Genomic DNA, 19,681 nt, shown 5'->3' with positions numbered 1-19,681 from the left:
GTTAGCTAATGATGTTGGCGAACTCGGCGCCCCAACTTTGTCCTTCTACGTCAAAGACGCGCGTTAGCTCGTCAAAGGAAGTGTCCCCGAAAGCATCCGCAACCCATGTTGCCCTGCGTTCGAGCTCCAGCGCGTATCGCGATGTGAACGCATTGACGAGTTGCCGGCATCGAGGACCGGCTAAATAGACAATCCCGTCTTCGCCGAAATTCGCTGACACAATGCCCTTAAGGCTCATTAGGTACAGCCCTTCTTCGATAAGCGCGCGACGAGCATAAACTTCGCTGTTGCGCTGAGGCACTGGCGTGTGCAAGCTCGAAGGGCCATCCAGGTCGGCCGAATACACAAGAGCGTAGTCCAGCAAAACCAATGTCTGCAGGTCCGCTGTGCGGGGTCGTAACGCCTGAAGGATAAATGCCATTCGCATTCCTAACTCGAAGGGTGAATTGAAAGGCGATGAGGTCATGTCATTTCACCCATTTCAGCTTTCCAGCATTAGCCAGATGGTGACAAGCACCGGGCATGTCAGGCGTCCGCAGGCTTTCGCTGAGCGGGCTGTCCGGCATCCTAAACTGCACAGCGCGGTCGACCGCTGCGGCCAATCGCTGGAAACCTGTCTCGTGCGTTGGGAAGCTCGCAGCGCTACGAACGGTTTTCAACATAAGACCTATAAACACGTCGAATTCACCAGGAAAGACGTCACGGCTAAATCGTTTCAATCCTTCGGCGCTATAAAACTCCGAGCGGCTTGCGAAGAAATGGTCTTCGTAAGTGGAGCCGGCAAGCGCCTTGCGGTCCACCTGATGTGTAGCGTGCTCGCTGTAAATGGAGAGGAGCGCCTCGACGTATTTGTCCTCGCGCTTTAGCGGAGACCTCGGTACTGAGGGGTCCACGGGCCGCTTTGGCCGAATACCGAAGCGTTTAAAATGGGCAACGTGGTCGGCTTCGTGCATCCGAATAAGGTCGCGAGCCGGTAGTTCCTGAAACCGTGCAAAGTCGAATGCGTCGATGACAGCCTTGATTTCAGGCGAAAGGACCTTTTTGAGCCCTCTGATTCCCTGTGACCAGTCCTCCAAAAACTGTGCTTTGAAGTATTCCGGTTCGCCGACGAGTAGGTCGCTTAGGTCGACTCCGCAATCGTGCGGGGCGCATATGTAATAGACCTGAGGCTCAGAATAGCTCTTGTCAGCGAGCCGCGCGAAGAAGCTGGCTATTTCAGGAAAGAAGCTTGACGGCGCCAGTGGGTCCTTGTAGTACTTGCACTGATATAGGTCCCACTGATGCGGCTTACGCGGCACCGATACGAGCGCTTCGATATCGCGGCCTTTGTCGCCGGACATACCGAGCCGTTTTACTTTCGCGTAAGCCGTACCCTGTCGGGTGAGACAACACTCCTCGACAAACAGCTCCCAAGAGTCGGCGTTCATGAGCCGTAGCTGCGCGATTGGCGCATGGGCGCCAGGTCTTATCTCGTATTGTGCGGTTGCTGCCTTTGGCGATACACGGCGTGGCGGTCGTTTCTCAGTTTCTCTGGGCATTTCTTATTGTCGATTCCCACGCTGGACTTGTATCGGCGCATCGCTCGCTCCGCATCCGGCTCCTTCCGGATACGTATCTGCAGGCAGATTCTCTCGCACCCCTGCTCGGCAAAAGCGGTGTAGAGGGTTACAGGTGCCTGCGGAGGCGGCCATAGCAAAGCAAAACCTTTCGCGTGTTTATTTACCTTTTGCTGGCGTGGAATTGGTCGGCACTGACGCGGATGGCGAGCCGGAAGCTGACGGCGTTGATGCGGTAGGCTTAGCAGCCGTGGCAGTCGTCGAGGACGCGCCAGCGGTAGCTTGCGGCCGCAATTTTTCGATGCCGTTGAAACTCTTTTGCATCACGTCCGGCCGGAGTTGTCGGATGCCATCTACGCTGTCACCAACAACTGCCCAAGTTGTCGTGGGTTTCTTGCTCTCAGCCATTTTGTTTTCCTTTATCTCGTAAATATGAACTGCGCCAAGTACCCCGACTACCCCGGCGCACATCGCGCCTAAGCCGAACGCGGTCATTGCGGCTATGTCCAGGTACTTGAGGAAATTGCTTTCGAGCTTGTCGTCGCCGCTAACCACCGCAACGATATGGTTCTTGTTGAGTCTGAATATTACAAGAAGCAGCGCCAGTGATAGCACGAAACACAAAATTCCTGTCAGGTATGCGACAAGTTCTGCGAACGAAGTGATGCCGACTGAGGATGTGAGTAAGGCTACCAGCAGACCTACCCCGCCTGCAGACAGCGTGAATACGCTTTTGTCGTGCTCTAGCGATGTTGTATAAAATGCGTTTAGCGCTGCGGCGTAAAACTCGACTTCGCGCGCGTCGGGCTGCGGCTGCGGAATGTCTCCCATCAAGCCTCACATGTCGAGTTAAATTGTTGAGCGGCCTAACATGAAAACCGCTTTATTGCCGACAGTGCGGTATTGCAAGGATGCGGTACGCGCAGTCACTTATCGTACCACTTTAGCTCCCGCCGCAATTGACTCGGCCCTAGTTGGTAGCGCACATCGTGCAATGGATTAGGCGAGCTAGCACAAGGCCGCCGACGTTGTTGCCGTGGGCCGCTCGCCGGTTGGCCTAGAAAAATTTGTTGGAAAGCTGCTCTGGTGGTGAGGTAGTGTGTCCGAACTAGCAAGTTAAACACACCGGAAATGCAGCGAGCAATTGAGCTAGAAGTACCGGGTATCTTTTTGTCAGCGATGTCGGTGCAACGCATACGCTCGCTTTTTCACAAACCATGTGAATGGGTCACGGTTCGACGCCGAGGCCAGTCCATTAGCCTGAATTTGAATTATGGTCTCCGCTCCATCTAAATATTTTACCAACGCAACGTGGGCAGCCGCTGATTATGAAAGACTTGGCTACTCAACCTTAGGCGACACCATCTCGGGACAACTGGTGCGGGAACTTCGAAGCGAGATAGAGCGCCGATACACCTTGGGAGAAACGGACGAACAGAAAAGGGATGTCGCCTACGTGACTGCTTGCCCGGAGATGGTCGACGAAAGTGTGGAGGCTTGGCGGCGCAGAGACGAGACCTCCTTGCCCTTAAATCAGTTACGGTACATCGTTCAACAGAAAGTTGCTTACGCCATCGGGCCGATAGACGAATGTAGGTCTATGACACGTCCTCAAATAGCCGTCCGCGAGTCCGGTGGCTTGGAGAATGGCTCACATCTTGATGGACTGGAGGATGGCGCTAAAACTAAGCATCCTGACGTGCCCATGGCAATCGTAGGTGTTTACCTCGATGACATAGCTGCGAAGGCGGATGCAGCTCTTGTCCTATGGCCTTCGCTTGCCGCCGACGTCGACAAAGTTTTTGCTAGGGAGACTGTTGGCGAAAAGTTGGCGGCAGCGCTGTGTGCGGTAGCAGAGAAACAGCAGTTCGAAGATACAGATGCTGTGCCAGTCTATGGTCCAGCGGGACACGTATTCGTCCTCAAGGGCACCGTGCCTCACTCCAACCATCCACGCGAGGTTGATGGGAAACGCATTGCAGTCTACTTCCGTGTTTACGAGGAGTCCCATTAGTCACCGAGATGGCGCGGTGGAAATCGCCTGGACATTGCCGATATTCTCAGCTAGAAGGCATGGGGACTCACCAATGCCGGTGACGGTTTCAGCACGATGGATATTGTTCCCGCGCGCACCGGCCCCTTCCGCTTCATGACGCTCACTGTTACCTCGTCGCTTGCTGGTCGTTCGGCAGGTCGCAGCGTTGCGGACGACGAGTCTGAGGCGCTGGCAAGAGGTCGCACCATCCAAAACAAAACGTCCGAGGACTGCGCAGCCAGATGTAGACGTCTCACCGACTCCGAGCGGACGTACTGTTGCCAAAGAACTACTGCAATTGCTCCATGTCTTGCTCGGCTTCACATCCAGTTGGTAATGTTCCGGCCGCGTCTGCTGTCGTGCCAGCAATTTCGCTCACTGTCTCCAGCAACCAAGGCAATAAGCCTCTCGTTCTCCGTAATGGGCGGACACCCTCCCTCCGGGGTGGGTTCGCTGGGTTCGGGTCCAGCACAACCGCGCCCGGCCGCTTGCTTGCCCAAGACATCAATCCTCGACCGTGTTCGCAGTTGGCGCGATGTCGTTTCGATGAGTCTCATGCCCGCTGCCATCTTCCAGAGGATGTAGCATCAAGTAAGCTCGGTCGCCGCCAAGAAGGAGATGGTTACCATTCCAGGTCCACGACAAGCTGTCGCTTTGGTTCGACTTGCACGAAGGCGGGACGCCGTTCAGCCTTAATGACATCGGCTAGCGAGCAGAAGCGTAGGGACCAAGACCGACCCAACTTAGTACACAGAGGCACCGCCCCGACCGCGACTGGCACCCAACGGGGCGCTCGCCGCCGCGCCATAAGGAACACGGGTCGAGACTTCCGCGCTTGAGCTTGGGCGTGTGTCGGCCGCCCAATTGTCCGCGTCTTTACCTGACAACAAACGCCAACGGGTTAACGCTAAGGCTGAGACAACGTACTGCAGCAAAATGTCGCCTCGGTCGGTCACCATCTCCGTACACCGGTCCGCGAGCACGTGCGCACTCGCGCTCGTAAATATGATGACTGGAACGTCGCTTTTTTGACGAATCAACTCGACTAACGCCAACCCGGCTTGGGGCGATTCATTGCTCTCTTTTGTGAACTCGTCTAGCGTCTTCCCGTGTGTCACAGGGTCGACATTTCTCGGCCAGTCAAAGTAACGGACGGGGCAATTTGACAGACGAACGGACGGGTTGACGTCTTTGGGGCGATTAACGTTCGAAATCACGAGTGAATAGCTGTCGCGGTCTAAGCGCTCAATCGCCTCTTGCGTGGAATAGGCGCGAATCACGCTGATGCCAAAACTGGCGAGTGCCTCAACTAAAAACTGGTTATTCCCTGGCTTATCATCAACCCAAAGGACGGTGGCGCCCGCCAGAGCGGGGGCGGTCCTTGCCGCGAGCGTGACCGCTGCCTGCGCGAAATCCAAACTAAACGGCATGCCGGCCGTAGCAGCTCGCTCGCTGTATTTGGAGATGGCCTGCTGGGTTTGAACCGCCCTGTCAACTCTGATGCCGGTCGGATAAATCTCGCCGTGAGTAACTGTAGAGAGCCACACCGATAGATAAGGCCAGTGCCACAGGGCGAAAACTACAACAACAAGCAACACTACGGCACGGATAACGGCCGATGCGGTCGTCGCGAACTGGTGTATTCCGCCGCCCTTTTCACTTGATGGTGTGCTCATCCAGCTGTCTCCTCGCAGAGCGTGCCAACGCCCTTAGTCGCACCGGCAACTGCTGCTTAATGCGGACCACCCAGCGTTTGCGATTCAGGCCGTCGGCCTTTAGATTGCGGAAGGGCGGCCCTCATGAGGGAGATGCTGGGGTCCCAATGAGGAGTATTGAAAGAATGGTGACCAAAAGCAAGGTGCTTTTCTTCCTCGCTTGGTGCGGAGACCCGACAGAAGCGGCGTCAAGCTGGAAACGGTTTCGGGATAAGCGCCGGCATTGCATACGCACTCTACGTCGAAGCACTCACAGCCCTAAATAGACCGGCGCCCCCCGACTCACACCTGTGACGGCTCGTCGGCTTTGAAAAAGCGCCTCTAGCGCTTGCCATTGCAATCGGCTTGACGATGCATCCGTCGGAAACTGACATGCTACTGCCTCCCTCTAAATCGGCATGTCCTGTCAGAGCAACTATGCGACTCTTTTGCGCGCGTCGGTCGGCGCGAAGTTCGCGGCGTGCGTCCGGTCAAAGTCGGATTCACTGAGCCGACGGTAACAAAGAGCGACTGGTCGCCGACCGGCATGACCTTCAAGTTCTCGCTGCGGCTAACGCACTGTCGTCACTGGCGGGAAATCGGCGCGAGGCGTTATGGCAATCGGTGGCGGCTGCGCCCGACAAGGACATGCTCGCCATGGCGAAAGTTGAAGATGAAACGCCCATACCGGGCGCTCCTTCGGAAGCCGAAGACATAATCGGCGACTACAAGTCGCTTGGACTGGACGATGCGACTCTCGGAAAGATTTCCCATGCGGCGTGGAGCATTTGTGTGTCTAAGCCGAGGTCTGGACTTTATAAAGATGAGATGGAGACGCCTCCCTGGCGTGTCGGGTCGAACGTCAAAGGCAAGCGTCCCTTGGAGCCGCTAGCGGCTGCCGCATTCATTGAAATCGCAGTCGCCAGAGGACTCTCACTGACACGAAAGCATTTGGAAGCTATCTACGACGAAGACCGAAGCGACCGTCGAGGATTTTGGCGATATTTTGACGCCAATCCTGACGCCGGAAGGATAGTTGAAGCCGTGCTTCGCGCATTCCCGGCGAAGTAGGTCGCATGGAAATCTTTACTCGCTACGAGTGCAGCAACGGCGGCGCGCTCGCAAGGAAATTGGTCCAGTACACGAGCAGTTCGCTCCACAAACTGCCAAATGCGGGGAATCTCATCCAGAGTTTCCACACAGCGCCCAATGCGGGTCCTAACGCCACCATAAAGAATACGAAAAAGGTGACCGTCGTAAGACGCATCTGCTTTCTAAGTTCCAATTTCCGTTTGTCGAGCACATCGCGCAGCGCCGCTGGATAGGTTGAGCTCTTATCGAATACCGGCGCGAAAACAAACTCAAAACCGCTCCGCAGTCGCGCTGCCTGGAGCCAAAGATTCCACAAAACGAAAACAAGGACCAACGAAACGACGCCGAGCCCTGCGCAAGCGAAAACGAAACCGGAGTCTGTCTTCGCCTCATCGAGCAACGCCACAGCCAACAACGAAACAGGCAGAGCGAGCAATTTTCCTGCGATGTCGCCGAAGACGGCGCTTAACTTCGACGCATATTCGAGCTCTGCATCGACGATTTTTTTCCTAACCTCATCAAACGCGAAGTTGTTGATGTACGCATGCAGATTGTTGCTGAACTGGCGCAGCACTTCTTCCCAATTGAAGCACAGGTGCGTTAAGTCATTAGTGTCGACCGACGCCGTTGCCAGTACATCGCTAATGGCAGTTCGCATCAGCAGCCGCCGTTCCATTATGTGCAGCTTCGCGCTATTCTCTCCGTCGACAAGTTCCGTCAGCACCCCAACATCCGGAGAAGCGCATCCAAGCGCTTCTTCCTCCGCACGAATTTGCATCAAAGCGGTCCGTCGAACTTTTCCTCCATCTGAGGGAAGAATAAACAGCAATCGATTTGCTTGACTGCTGGAACGCATATTGTCGTCCGCGAGCTTCGTGAGTAGCTCCACGAAAGTCACAAGGCGCTCAACCTTGACGATGACATCTGGTTTGACGGTGTCGAAGGAACAGTAATCGATATCGACGATGAAATAACTTGCCGGCAGCGTGCCGGTCGCCAGCGTTGGCGTCAGCTCGAAAAACTCATGAAGAGAAGAGTAGGAGCGCGCCTCGCCATTGCGAGGAAAACGACCCTCCACGCGCATGGTCCCATCGGGCAGAGCCTGACGTTCGTAGCGGCCGAACTTCTCATCCAGTTGCTCACACTGAACAAGCAACGCGAGGGTCTTCGGATTCAAGGTACCGGTGAACTCGAAGTTCCCCCCCCGCGTAACCTGCGGCCGGTTTAAAGCGCGATAAAGCGCGACAGCATTTGACAGCATGGTCAGCCGCCCGTGAGCACTTTGTCGAGCCGCGCCGTGACATCCGGACTGAGATTGCGAATAGTCAAGGTTTTCTGCTCCTTGTCGTAGTGGAAATCGGAATTGACGTCTGTCCCGAGAAGAGACTTCTCAAACTTGACTGTATAGCCTTCACCGTTTAGCGCAACGCTTGCGAAGCGCGTTAAGACGGACTTGCTAACCTCGAAAGTCGCTGGAACTTGACGACGCTCGTCGTTCAGAAATTCCGCGATATCTCGAACTTGCTCTGCCAGGTCAGGTGGCACCTCGCGTATTAGCAGTTCGTACAGTCCGTCTATTGTTACGGGCTTCCCGTTCTCGGACGCGTTCTGCAAGTGTGCAGTTAGGCGTTCCTTCGCGGACCGGCGATATGGCAATAGAGGCTTGCGTTCGGTAAAAAACGCGTCGACCGCTGCGAACAGCTTTGTTGTCGCCTTTGCTGGCGACACGCCGACCACGCAGCCCAGGGCATGAATGAAATAGCTTGAGGAGCCACGATTAGCATGCTGGGAAACGAACGACAGGTAGATGCGGTCATGTTCATCATCCGAATCTTCTTGAAGAGGCGGAAGCGCTTTAACCGTGTTGTACCTGCCCACTCGAATCAGGGCGGCTTGGTGAAGCTTCGACATGTCGACCTCGTTGATGCCGACAGGGACAAGATTGGCGTCGAGTGTTAATCCGCCTCGCTGCTTGACCATTGCAACTATAAAGAACATCTCTCCAGCGGGGCCATCGAACTCGGGCGCAACCTCGACCCCGCCTGCGGCCGGGGCATTGCCGGCTGCGGCGTTCGCTTCTACATCGTCATTCCCAGCAACGGCTGGCGCTTCATTCTTGACGAACTCATATATAGCGCACAGGACGTGGCCTCCGGTCGCCCACTTTTGTTCACTCGCGAGTTTCGTAACCTCATCAAGGATTGTGTGCGACAGAGACAAAAATTGTTTGCCATTGTCGAGGTTGCGAACGAACCCGTCGAAGCTGGGCGGAAACGGCCCTTCTCTACCGTCACCACCGAAATGCCCTCATTCCTGACTGTTTTCCTTTTTTCCGAACAGTGCCGCCATTCCCCAGACTAGTGACCTAACTCCCTGCAACTCGCTATCTAAAAGGACCGTCATTTTCGTGACTAGACCTAAAGGCTTGTCTGAATCCTTCTCGAATGCGTGGATGATGCTGTGATGAACTTTGATTGACATGTTGGTCCCAATCTTTTCGTCGGGCAGACCTTTCGCGCGCCAGACCAACGACGCGTCGCCTCTCAGTCGCCCTGTTTAGTTTCAACATCCTGCAAAACGGAGTGAAGTCAAACTCACCTTTTGCGGAAAATCGCCGTAGTCTATACCAGCGCCTAATGGCAACATAGTTGAAAAATGCCGGACGAATAAAAAATTCAGCAACACGCGTTACTTGAATACCCATATCTAGAAATTCACATCGCACGAACTCCAAAGTTGACGAAATTTCAGCCGAATGTCAGATACTTAACGAAGTATGTGAGGGCCGTTTAGTACTGTATATTTATACAGTACTTCTTTGCGCGATTCAAGTGTTGGCGCGACGGCGAGTCCGTCAGGCTGTCACCGAGGTTGTTTGTCTAACGTTCTCGAATCGGCTTCGCCGACACTTGGCGGCCGTGACCCGGTCGCGCAAGTTCGCCCTTGCCTCCCAATCGGAATGAGTCGCCGCAATGCCGAGGATGCGTCGTCGAGTGATTCACTTGTCGGCCCAGCGTCCTGCACGGGCAAGGAGGCACCTTATTGGTGGCATGCGCCAGTCCTGACTTCGACTGGTGTGCCTCTTCTTGCCATATCCGTTGTAGCCTTCCTAACGGCTTTACGTGCCTCCCTATCTGCGACCATTCGGAGGAATATTCTGGGTCAGCTCCTCAATCGAAATTCCTCTAGCTTGCGCGTTATATGCGATGCAAATCCACTTTTCATGCCACACGTCTTCACCACGCTTATACTTTGCAAGTTCTTTGGCCAATCGCGCATTTTCTCGCACTATCTCGTCTGCTCGGGAAAGGGACGCGCGAGTTGCAGCGGCTCGGTCGGATTGCAAAGCCAACCGCGCTAACTTCAGAGCATCCACAATCTCCGGGTGCGCCGACAGTGCCGGCCGCGTAAAACCGCTGAACCGCTCGAGAATGTCCCAAGTCAGTTTGGTACCAAGCTCTTTCATCTCCCAGCGCTTGAGCTCACCCTTAATCCGAAGTACATCATCTTCAGTCATCTTGCGGTTAGCACGAATCTTTCGTTTCATATTAAATCCCTCGCCCGTCATCCGTGGCGCCGGCTCGAAGTGGGTTAAATTGCATGTTGACCGACATTTTTAGAGTGCTTAGGTTAGCCCTGTCCGCAACATGCTGTGGGCGCTCCTGCAGCGCGACGAAGCAAAAATTTTCGAATAACCACGAGTTCCTGTCTATACGCATTCAATGCCGAGTCCGCACCATAGACCCCCTCACCGAGCTTCTTTCGAACTGACCGCAGTGCGACAAGAAGGAACCGGCGCTTCTCCTTAAGCGCCTCTGTCGTCACGTCGTTGAACGGGTCTAAGAGAACGCTTCCACAACCCTGCAGACATTCCCCATACTGGTCGCACGGCACCTGAGAGAAGTCGCGAATGCACATTCCGTAGTCAGTCCTATGCACAAAATGAATCTTTGCCGCGATGACCGCCTCGCGGCGCTCGACTGGTTCTTTTGCAACCTGCTCCGCGAATTTTCCAAATAAAGTTCCTTGCTTAAGCTTGTCCCGGGCTTCATCTGCGTATTCGACGTCAGTTTTGTGCTGGTAAGCTTTGTTATCCGAAATGTTCCTTCTGCCAAACCATTCTGCCTGGACTAGTTCTGGCATCCCGCCACGGTCAAGCAGGTCGTTCACAAAATGTCGTGGTCCATGGGTCGGTAGTCTAAGCGGGTCGCCGTAGGCACCGAGCAACTCATAGCGTTCAAACACCGACGCTTTTTTTCCCTTGCCACAAAGAAAGTCATAGAGTTGCCCGTGCGTTATCGGCTTTACTGAATACTCCTTTGTCCATCGGCTTCCTCGATGCATTCCGTCGATAAACGCAATTCCCAGGCAGTCTTTCAACCACATCTCGTGAGTTCCACCCAACACGGTATGGCACGGTGTGGATTGGACCAACTTCCCGAGCTGAACCTCGACGTCGTCCTTGGCGACGCGCCCATCAATTATCGTGACTCCGTTCTTTTCGAGGTATTTCCCAGCCGATTTTGCGTTAACAAATCCGACCATAGCTTCGGCCGCTTGCGCCAGGGTTGCGTGTTCGGGCATGCGCCCGAGATAGGCTTTGCCTGGATTTAAACGGAGCCATGTAGCCGTAGCGCGGACATCTCGCGTCAAGGACAATAGCTCCTCAACCGCTTCACTAATAATCTCGACTGCAGCCGACGGAATAATTTTTTCACCGGGCTTCCCGCGTTTGGAGCCGTACCTGACCAGATAGTGGGCCTTGCGATTCGCATCGTACTGAACGGGCTGCGACGGTAGCTTACGGAGGTCCTCTGAACGATAACCAAGAAAGCAGGAAATAGTGGTAAGACATATGAGAACCCGGTCTGGCCAGACATAACGGGGGATGTTCTGGTACAGCCAGCCAACTGCCCTATATACATCTTCTGAGGGAAGCTTACAGCCTTTGTCTGACAAGACGGTTCCTGGGTTGGGGCCTGACTGACTCGCTGGAGACGAGCGCCGATGGGGTCGCACGGCGCCGCTCCAGTTTAGCCGGACGGCAGCTATACGATAGCGGTCGATATCGGCGGCAGCATTCTCCAAGTGTCCCTTGACCTTAATCAAGGTAACCAGCTTCATGGGGGAGCGGTGGGCAGCGTCCCAAGCGAGGTCGAAGTCGGCATGAGTGACTTCGAGCAATCTGCGCCCTGAAGTTTTTAGAACATCGTATATATACCGAAAAACATTTATATATATTTGCTGATTGCCCGAGCCCTGATTGCGCCGAGAAGCACGTAGGCAAACAAGGGCTTTCACGAGGTTGGAGAACGACGACGTAAATGGCTCTCCCACACCCTTTTTCTTGCTCTCCGCGCGATGCTGCGTGAAGTGAAGGCGAGTCGTTGGCCGCCCCTTCGAGGTGCTGTTGCGCTTGGCATAGGCCGCAGTAACGTCCCAACAAGAGCAGTCCCAATCGACGGGGCCGAATGGCGCGAGCGATTTCGCTTCCGCAATGAGCGCTTGTTGTCGCGCCTCGCACTCCCTTCGGGCCAACGGAATAAGCGTTTTTATTGGTTTATCCTCCGCCATTTGCCTTTTTCTCCTTCCAGACTTTTACCTTCGCTATGGCTTCTCTTACCCCGGCTATGAGAACGTTCATTTGCTCGGCAAGGTTCTCATTTCCCGCCTTGAGATATCTTGACCGTTCGTTCTCCGCGTAGTTGAGAACCTTGCCGTGTTGTGCCTCGACGAACGGCTGGAATTTGGGACAGCCGTAACACGAAAATGGGGGATGTTGAAAGCAACGCGAATGTTGGCCGCAAGCACCGAGGTCAACCGCATCCTCCGGGCTTTCGCGTCTTAAAAATATTACGCGCCTTGCAGGGTCGTGCCCATTGAGTGCATCATCAGGCCCTGCCACAACCGTTCCCTTAAAATATCCGAAAATTTCATTGAAGCGCTGCCCGCCTGCCGCATCGAGTAGAGCAAGTTGCTCATCCCTCAAATCCAAATAGACTTGCAAATTCTGCGTATCGCTGTGGTCGAGCTTCAACATGAGAACCTCTTTGCTTACGCCCATGCGGACCATCGCGACTGCATACGTGTATCTCAGCCTGCGCGGCGTCAACCGTAGGCTTCGACCTGTCCGGGGGGACACTAGCCCAAGCCGCTTAGCGAAGTTTCTTACGAGTTTTGTGAAATCCGTTGGGTGCATATGCCACGCAAACGGCTCATTCGGAGTTCCGATGTCCCATTCAAACGGCTTCTGCCTCGAAAATAGCGGTCTCGGCAAATGCCCGGTGTCAATATGACGACTTGCGCCTATCAAGAACTCAATCATCAGCAATAGTCCATCGTCGCAGTACTCTTGGATAAAATCTTGCCTTGGATAGTCTTGGTCTCTTTTTTTGATGCGAGGCATATTAAGAATAAAGACACGCCGGTTCAGGGGCACCCCTGGATTCGTCTGGACGACGTCACACTCCCTGAGGAGCGCATAGTTCGATGCGTTCCTTCCGTAGGCAAGGCATAGAGCGACCGCTGCTCTTTGTTGGACGGACTCAAAACCCCAGCAGCTGTCGTCGTGAAGCGCCCGTTGGACAAGTTGTACCTCCTCAGGCGACAGCGGCCCTTCGTCAGGGTCATTAGTGGAGACGGCATGTCCTTTCAGATTTCCGGGTATCCTAATGTTCTGGATTTCATCTAGAAAAAATTCTGATGCGATAAGAGACGAAAACTCATCGACCACCCAGAGATACCACGCCCTGATGCGAGCAAACTTCCAAAGAAACTCGCTATGTCTAAGCTGCGTCAAGATTTCCGAGACCATATTTTTTAGCAACACGCGGAACGTGCCGTGTATTCTGAGTTTCCTCATTTGTTCCCAAGCTGCAGTCTTTGGCAACGAATTGCAGAACTGCCGGAACAAGTTGTAAGCCTCGGCCGAGGAACACTTTTCAATACGGTCAATGACGTACAGTTTGAGAACGTATTCCAACGAAATGCTAGGACAAGCAAACGAATCCCAATCGATGATTAGGCGTTTGACCCCGCCATTCAGACGCCACAAATCGGAGCTTGTGTCGACTGGTTGACCTTGTGAATCGATGACCTCAGTTGGAATGCCATAGGTCTCATCGTCGTATTCAAACGATGCCAATAACTCATTAAGTAAAAGAGTTTTCATTTAGGACTCGCCAAATAGCTGCTGTTGATATTCCTTTGCGACATCAAATGCCTGTTTAGCAATCGCTCCCTGTTCGTAAGTACTACTATTGTCTCCGGCCCATCCCATCAGATAATTGCCCGTTTTAACTTTCGAGGCCGGCACGGTCTGACTTTCTGCCATGACGCGTTTTACATTCTCGAAAAACGTGTGCCGCAGAATGTGAGGCTTTAAACCGGGAAATAGCGTCGGCCAACTGTCCCGAATATCCACAATCACTTTGTTTGTGGCTGAAACAGTTAAAGGCTGGCCATCCTTTGAGCTCACTACGAGGTAGGGGCCACGCGTTGCGTTACGAATCTGTCGCCGGTGGTCAAGGATATATGACTCAAGAATTGAAGCCAGCGCTGGCGGAATAGGAAGTAGGCGGGCGGCAGTTTTCACGTTCGGTTCAATTATTCTTGGGTCCAACGCGTCGTCTGGGCGTCGGCAAACGGCAATCTGGAGTTTCTCGAGCCTGATGTCATTGACTTGCAGTTTGAGCAGCTCACCGCGTCGAAGGCCACAAAGCAAAAACAGAAGGACAATCACTTGATTTCTCACCCTTACAGCGGGTCTCACCCAAGCGTTTTCATGGCACTCGGGCGCTGTGAGTCTTATTAATTCCGCAACCTGTTTATCAGTTAATGCAATCCGCTTTGCGGGGGCATTCTTCCTAGGAAGAAGTTCTGTCAGCATCCTATTCAATAATTCTTTGCGGATATTGAGCGCACGAAGACGTCTTTCCGGTGCACGGGACATGACGTCATCCATCACCTGTCCACAGAACTTGCGTATGGCCCAAACGCGCTTTCGAAACTCGTCATTTGATGTAACGATGTTCTGTGTTTTATTGTCGCCCGCACGGCGGCGTGGCTTACGTAGAAAAGTCCTCAGCGAGGTATTAAGTTCGTTTTTCGTGAACGTTTCGCCCGACAGCAGGCGCGCCGCGACGTCTACGCCATTCGTAGCACCCCACGAAAGGAAAAGCGCTAGCGCGGTGGCAGCACGATAAAGGGTGGAAGACGCGACGATGAGACGCAGCACAATCATGAGGTACTCGTTGACTAGCGCAATTGGCCATCTGGTATCTGCGTCAATGACCAACACAAATCGCTCACCAGCATTTGCCCCGGTGAGGGTTAGGCGCTTCACTTCAAAGCGTTGTATAGGCCTTTCGCCCATCCTCGTCACGTCCATGTGTTTGCCCTCGTGATGTGAAAACACCTGCTCGAATCCAGCTCCGGCGACGCTTGTAGACCATAAATTTTCCTTAACAATCAACAACTTGTCTATAGATACGCAATGTGTAAATTTTTAACATTGAGTTAAGCAATGTCTTGAAGCGAAGGCCATTGAAACGGGCTTCTCCTATGGTGAGGAACGGGAGTTCACAGCGACCCGCAAACACCAACAAGTAATTTTTTTTCTGTTTGCTGTCGACGAAACTGCGAGACCCACCTGCAGGAACGTGCGGCGGTACCAGATTCGGTGTTGCCACCGCGCTTCTATTGCGCACGGGGCAGCGCACCTTCACGCTTGGCAGGACTCGGATGCTCAGCAACGTAAGCACCTAGACCGTAGGAGTTCCTTTTTTATCAAACGGGAGAGGTGCCACTTCACTAGCGGCGGCACGCGGAATCACACGAATATCAGAGAGAAAAGCGGGGTAAGTTGGTACGACCCGAAAAAAAGTGGCGGGTCATTAGACGGAATTGTTTTGTCGAACGTGAAGTATTCAAGCGCCGAAACAAATGAAAAGGCGAGAGGAAACTTGCGTCTCACTCTCGCCGAAAAAAACGTTCTACATCAGTTCTTTACCTCGAAAAACCCCTTCCGAAACTTACGTATTTCTGTTCAGGCGACCCTAGAAGGGAATATCGTCGTCCATTTCGTCGAAACCGCCGCCGGCCGGCGCGCTCGGACGGCTTGCGCCACCAGCGCCTCCTCCTGCTGCCGGACGGCCGCCCGACGGCGCGCCTCCACGGCTCGCACCGCCGCCGCTGCGCTCAGCAGGCGCGCGGCTGCTGTAACCGCCTTCATCGCCGCCTCCGCCGCCGCCCGCACCGCCACGTCCACCCAGCATCTGCATTTGTTCCGCGACGATTTCCGTTGCGTACTTCTCCACGCCCGCCTGATCGGTGTACTTGCGCGTACGAATACGGCCTTCGACGTAAATGGACGAGCCCTTCTTCAGGTACTCGTTGACGATCTCGGCCAGCCGGCCGAAGAAGGTCACGCGATGCCATTCCGTGGCTTCCTTCATTTCGCCGGATGCCTTGTCCTTGTAGCGGTCAGTCGTCGCAAGACGGACGTTGGCCACGGCGTCGCCGCTCGGCAGATACCGGGTTTCCGGATCAGCGCCCAGATTTCCCACCAGAATGACCTTGTTGACGGATGCCATGATTTCTCCTGTTGATTCAATTCAGTTCAATACGATTCAATTCGATGTCGCGCGGACCTGATTCACTACGCCGTGCGCCGGATCTTCTGCGGCGGCGGCTTCATGTTCGTCGCCACGATCAGCCAGGCCAGCACCAGCCCCGAGCACGCGAAAAACACAGCGCTCTGGCCATCCACTTTCAGCAGCCATCCGCCGATCACCCCGCCGATTGCCAGGCCGATCGACTGCGTGGTGTTGTACACGCCGGCCGCCGCACCCTTTCTCGTGCCGGGCGCAAGTTTGGAGACGAGCGACGGTTGCGACGCCTCCAGCACATTGAAACCCAGGAAGTAGATGAACAAGATCGCGGCCACTGACCACAGAGTATGCGGAGCGGCGCCGAGTAACAACTGGCCAATCAGGATAAGCAAAATGGCGCCGAGCATCACCGCTTTCATTTTTCCGCGTTTTTCGGCGGCAATGATTGCCGGCACCATCAGCACGAACGCGAGGCCCATGACCGGCAAATAGACTTTCCAGTGCGCCGCGACCGGCAGACCGCCTGCTTCCAGGATGCGCGGCACGACCAGGAACAGCGCGGTTTGCGTGGCGTGCAGGACGAGCACACCGAAGTTCAGGCGCAGCAATTCCACGTTGTGCAGCACTTCGGCGAACGGCGCTTTTACATGCACGGGCGGCTTGGGCGCGTCCGGGACCACCCAGATCACCACGCCCACGGCGAGTATCGATAAAAAGCCGATCAGCGTGAACAGGCCGCTCATGCCGACCCACTGGAACACGATCGGCGCGCCGACAATGGCAACCGCGAACGAGACGCCGATGCTCGCGCCGACCATCGCCATGGCTTTCGTGCGGTTTTCCTCTGTAGTCAGATCCGCGATGAACGCAATCACCGCCGACGAAACCGCGCCCATGCCCTGAATCACACGCCCGACGATGATCCACGTCATGGAATGCCCGACCGCCGCCACGAAGCTGCCGATGGCGAAGACGATCAGCCCGAACGCGATGACCGGCTTGCGCCCCAGCTTGTCGGAGACCCAGCCGTAGAAAATATAAAGCAGCGATTGCGTGACGCCGTAAGCGCCGAGCGCAATGCCGACGAGCAGCACATTGTCGCCGCCGGGAATCGTTTTCGCGTAGATGGAAAACACCGGCATGATCATGAAGAGACCAAGCATTCGCAGCGCGAAGATCGCGGCAAGCGACACGGTCGCACGCAACTCGGGCGCGCTCAGACGTGTGGACGTAACAGACGGATTGGACATCGGACGAGGTAATGTGGAAACGCGTCAGGCGGTGTGCGCGGCTCGCGCAAACCGGGCGGTCGCCTTGTGGTTGCCCGGATCGGCACTATATGAGACAGACGGCCGAGGCGGAAATTTATGCTTCAGAACGTGCTTCGGAACCGCATTCCGGCCCTGCGTGAAGGTCATGAAAAGCCCGCCGCACGCTTGATTGACGCCGATGAGCGCGGGCAACGCGCCCTCGGTAGGGTAGCCCTCCATCCTTATGGATGAAGGGCCCCCTAAGAACTGTACGTGCGAGTTTCCCCGCATACAGCTCAAGCCTACAAACGAAGCTCCGCGTTTATGACAGAACCGGCTTAGTTACCGCAATCTTACCAGCGTGCACCTGCTGGTGGCAGTGCGGGTGAAGCAAAACTCTGTTGGACAGCGTGTCTTTGCCACCATGCATCCGATACTCTAGATGATGATCGTGCCAACCCGTTTCGTCCGTCAGCGCCGTGCCACAGTGCGCACACAGCCCGCCCTGTGACATGTACAGCGTTGCCCACTGCTTGCGATAACGCATCAACTCCCACATGCGATCCTGCCGCAGTTTCTCGCCGTACTGCTCCCACTTAGGGTCAAAAGGATGAAAATCCCCTTTGATCTTTAGATGCCGCTTGATCACTGTGCCGCTGATCTGGTACAGCTCAAGCAACCCCTTACTGCCGTCCCGCTTTACTACAGGAACAGCGAACACCCAGTGACGGTCGCCGACGGAATGAAAGTACTTCTTTCTCACCCAATCGGCGCTCTTCTGCGGATGCCGCCGCTTTGACCATCGCCAGAGCCTTTGAAACACCAAATGCTCCATGCGACTGTACGCTTGCTTGGCTACCACGGGACTGTGGTACTGCGCCCAGCCCCGAAGCATCGGATTCAACAGGCGGATCAGATCCGCCTGTTTTACCGTCTTGTTACCGCTGATCGTATCCGCCACCTTGCGATAGAACGCTTGTGCGTTTTTCTTGCTCGGTTTGATGAGCAGCTTTCCCGAGTACTTCCGAAAATTCCACCCAAGGAAATCAAAGCCATGATCTATATGGGTGATCCGCGTTTTCTCCTCGGATAGTTGCAAACCCCTAACCGCGAGGAAGGCTTCTATCCAAGGCCTGACTTCGTCAACTAGTACCTCTTGCGAGTCACCGGTTATGACGAAGTCGTCCGCGTACCGCACCACATGAATCTTGAGCTTCTTGGTTTTCGCGATCCCGAATTTAGCACCGAGGTGCTCAATCAGTTCACGCTCCAACCCGTTCAACGTCACATTGGCCAACGTCGGGGAAATGATGCCCCCCTGCGGCGTACCGGCCGTCGTCGCCTGCAACTGACCTTGATAAACCAGGCCAGCCTTCAACCACTTCCGGAGAATCGCCGTGTCCATTGGGACATTGCGTTCCAACCAGTCATGGTTGATGTGGTCAAAGCACCCCTTGATATCCGCTTCCAGGACCCATCGGGCTGAGCCCTTCTGAGACATGGAAACAAAAATCTGGGACATGGCATCGGCCGTTGAGCGATGACTCCTGAACCCATATGAGTTCGGGTCGCTCGTGGACTCTGCCACTGGCTCCAAGGCCAGCAAGTACAGAGCTTGCATCGCTCTGTCATGCATGGTCGGAATGCCCAGAGGGCGCTCCTTCCCATTGGCCTTGGGGATAAAGACCCTCCTTAAAGGCAGAGGCCTGTATCCATGCCGCTTCAACCGATCGACAGCAAGCCGTCGACTTTCAGGCGAATCCCATAGTTCACGATCGACTCCAGCCGTTCGCGCACCTTGGTTCTGCGTAACACGTCGTACCGCATGCAACTTGGCGGACAACGTGCGGGTCAACATCCGTTGCAAGGCTTTGACCCTGCGCCATTTGCCTTCCCGCGTCGCCTTCGCAATTCGAATCTGCATCCCTCTCACGTTTCGTTCAACCCGACGCCAATCTACGGCGTACCAATCGTCCGGCGCGTGGGAAAGCGCAGATCCGGCCTTTCGACCAGATACTTTCATGCTGCTCTCCTACTTGGAAAAGTCCCGAGCAGAAGGCGCATCTCCCCCAGCGGGGTAGATACACCCCGCTGGGGAACAACAAACACCTCAGTACGGGCGCATGCACCCGTACCTAACCAAGACACAGAGGGTAGTCAGCCGTCTTGCGACGGTAGACCAGACGGAAGTCTGCCCGCTTTCGCGTGGAGTAATGTCTCAACTCCTATCCGGACCATTACAGCCCGACGTTCGCTTTTTCCGTCCTCCCATACCCGCATAATCAACAGCGTTCCTTACGGTTCGCCTGCCAGTCAAACCGCACTGGCAACCATACGGGCTTACCACGTTCCCGGCATGTCACACGACTGACTTAGGTTCCACCTCTCCCCCGGCAGTCCAACAACGACGTAACTCGAACTTCCAACGAGTTAACCGACTGCA

Annotated in this window: 13 protein-coding genes and 2 pseudogenes; 2 read left to right on the top strand and 13 right to left on the bottom strand. The window is 54.9% G+C overall.

What is annotated here, in order from left to right; genetic code table 11:
* Position 1 precedes the first annotated feature (1 nt).
* From AXG89_RS07580 to AXG89_RS07570, 3 genes are all read right to left on the bottom strand, one after another.
* The gene (locus AXG89_RS07580; RefSeq protein WP_236873386.1) at positions 2-421 is read right to left on the bottom strand and encodes an ABC-three component system middle component 2; all 420 of its coding nucleotides are present in this window, start codon (positions 419-421) and stop codon (positions 2-4) included.
* 46 nt (positions 422-467) lie between these two features.
* Positions 468-1,427 (bottom strand): ABC-three component system protein, encoded by a 960-nt coding sequence (locus AXG89_RS07575; protein WP_062168945.1) that lies wholly within the window; start codon positions 1,425-1,427, stop codon positions 468-470.
* A 288-nt stretch (positions 1,428-1,715) separates the two neighbouring features.
* On the bottom strand, positions 1,716-2,387 hold the full coding sequence (locus AXG89_RS07570) for a hypothetical protein (protein WP_062168944.1): 672 nt from the start codon (positions 2,385-2,387) through the stop codon (positions 1,716-1,718).
* 442 nt (positions 2,388-2,829) lie between these two features.
* Between AXG89_RS07570 and AXG89_RS07565 the strand changes: the two genes are divergently transcribed.
* The gene (locus AXG89_RS07565) at positions 2,830-3,570 is read left to right on the top strand and encodes a hypothetical protein (RefSeq protein ID WP_062168942.1); all 741 of its coding nucleotides are present in this window, start codon (positions 2,830-2,832) and stop codon (positions 3,568-3,570) included.
* Positions 3,571-4,334: 764 nt separating this feature from the next.
* Here the strand turns inward: AXG89_RS07565 and AXG89_RS07560 are convergent.
* Positions 4,335-5,267: a response regulator gene (locus tag AXG89_RS07560; protein WP_062168940.1), complete on the bottom strand. Its 933-nt coding sequence runs from the start codon at positions 5,265-5,267 to the stop codon at positions 4,335-4,337.
* Positions 5,268-5,813: 546 nt separating this feature from the next.
* On the opposite strand from AXG89_RS07560, the pseudogene AXG89_RS07555 reads away from it, so the two are divergent.
* A pseudogene (locus AXG89_RS07555) lies at positions 5,814-6,050 on the top strand (hypothetical protein); the annotation flags it as partial.
* Positions 6,051-6,378: 328 nt separating this feature from the next.
* On the opposite strand, the gene AXG89_RS07550 reads toward AXG89_RS07555, so the two are convergent.
* From AXG89_RS07550 to ltrA, 9 genes and pseudogenes are all read right to left on the bottom strand, one after another.
* Positions 6,379-7,638 (bottom strand): hypothetical protein, encoded by a 1,260-nt coding sequence (locus tag AXG89_RS07550; RefSeq protein WP_062168935.1) that lies wholly within the window; start codon positions 7,636-7,638, stop codon positions 6,379-6,381.
* A 2-nt stretch (positions 7,639-7,640) separates the two neighbouring features.
* A pseudogene (locus AXG89_RS07545) lies at positions 7,641-8,624 on the bottom strand (nucleoid-associated protein); the annotation flags it as partial.
* Positions 8,625-9,507: 883 nt separating this feature from the next.
* A complete protein-coding gene (locus tag AXG89_RS07535) occupies positions 9,508-9,924 on the bottom strand; it encodes a hypothetical protein (protein WP_069638367.1) in 417 nt (138 codons plus the stop codon).
* Positions 9,925-10,007: 83 nt separating this feature from the next.
* Entirely contained in the window at positions 10,008-11,951 is a 1,944-nt protein-coding gene (locus AXG89_RS07530; protein WP_062168928.1) for a hypothetical protein, read from the bottom strand.
* Positions 11,938-13,548: a tyrosine-type recombinase/integrase gene (locus AXG89_RS07525; protein WP_062168926.1), complete on the bottom strand. Its 1,611-nt coding sequence runs from the start codon at positions 13,546-13,548 to the stop codon at positions 11,938-11,940. Before AXG89_RS07525 ends, AXG89_RS07530 begins: the two co-directional genes overlap by 14 nt.
* A complete protein-coding gene (locus AXG89_RS07520) occupies positions 13,549-14,766 on the bottom strand; it encodes a tyrosine-type recombinase/integrase (RefSeq protein ID WP_062168923.1) in 1,218 nt (405 codons plus the stop codon).
* Between the two features lie 667 nt (positions 14,767-15,433).
* Positions 15,434-15,970 (bottom strand): single-stranded DNA-binding protein, encoded by a 537-nt coding sequence (locus tag AXG89_RS07515; protein WP_062168921.1) that lies wholly within the window; start codon positions 15,968-15,970, stop codon positions 15,434-15,436.
* 65 nt (positions 15,971-16,035) lie between these two features.
* Positions 16,036-17,238 carry an MFS transporter gene (locus AXG89_RS07510; protein WP_062168920.1) on the bottom strand — a complete coding sequence of 401 codons (1,203 nt, stop codon included), beginning with the start codon at positions 17,236-17,238 and terminating at the stop codon, positions 16,036-16,038.
* 322 nt (positions 17,239-17,560) lie between these two features.
* Positions 17,561-19,261 carry a group II intron reverse transcriptase/maturase gene (gene ltrA / locus AXG89_RS07500; protein WP_062168916.1) on the bottom strand — a complete coding sequence of 567 codons (1,701 nt, stop codon included), beginning with the start codon at positions 19,259-19,261 and terminating at the stop codon, positions 17,561-17,563.
* Between the last annotated feature and the right edge of the window lie 420 nt (positions 19,262-19,681).

The sequence above is a fragment of the Burkholderia sp. PAMC 26561 genome, assembly GCF_001557535.2.
GTDB lineage: Bacteria > Pseudomonadota > Gammaproteobacteria > Burkholderiales > Burkholderiaceae > Caballeronia.
This window is presented reverse-complemented; position numbering and strand designations above follow the sequence as displayed.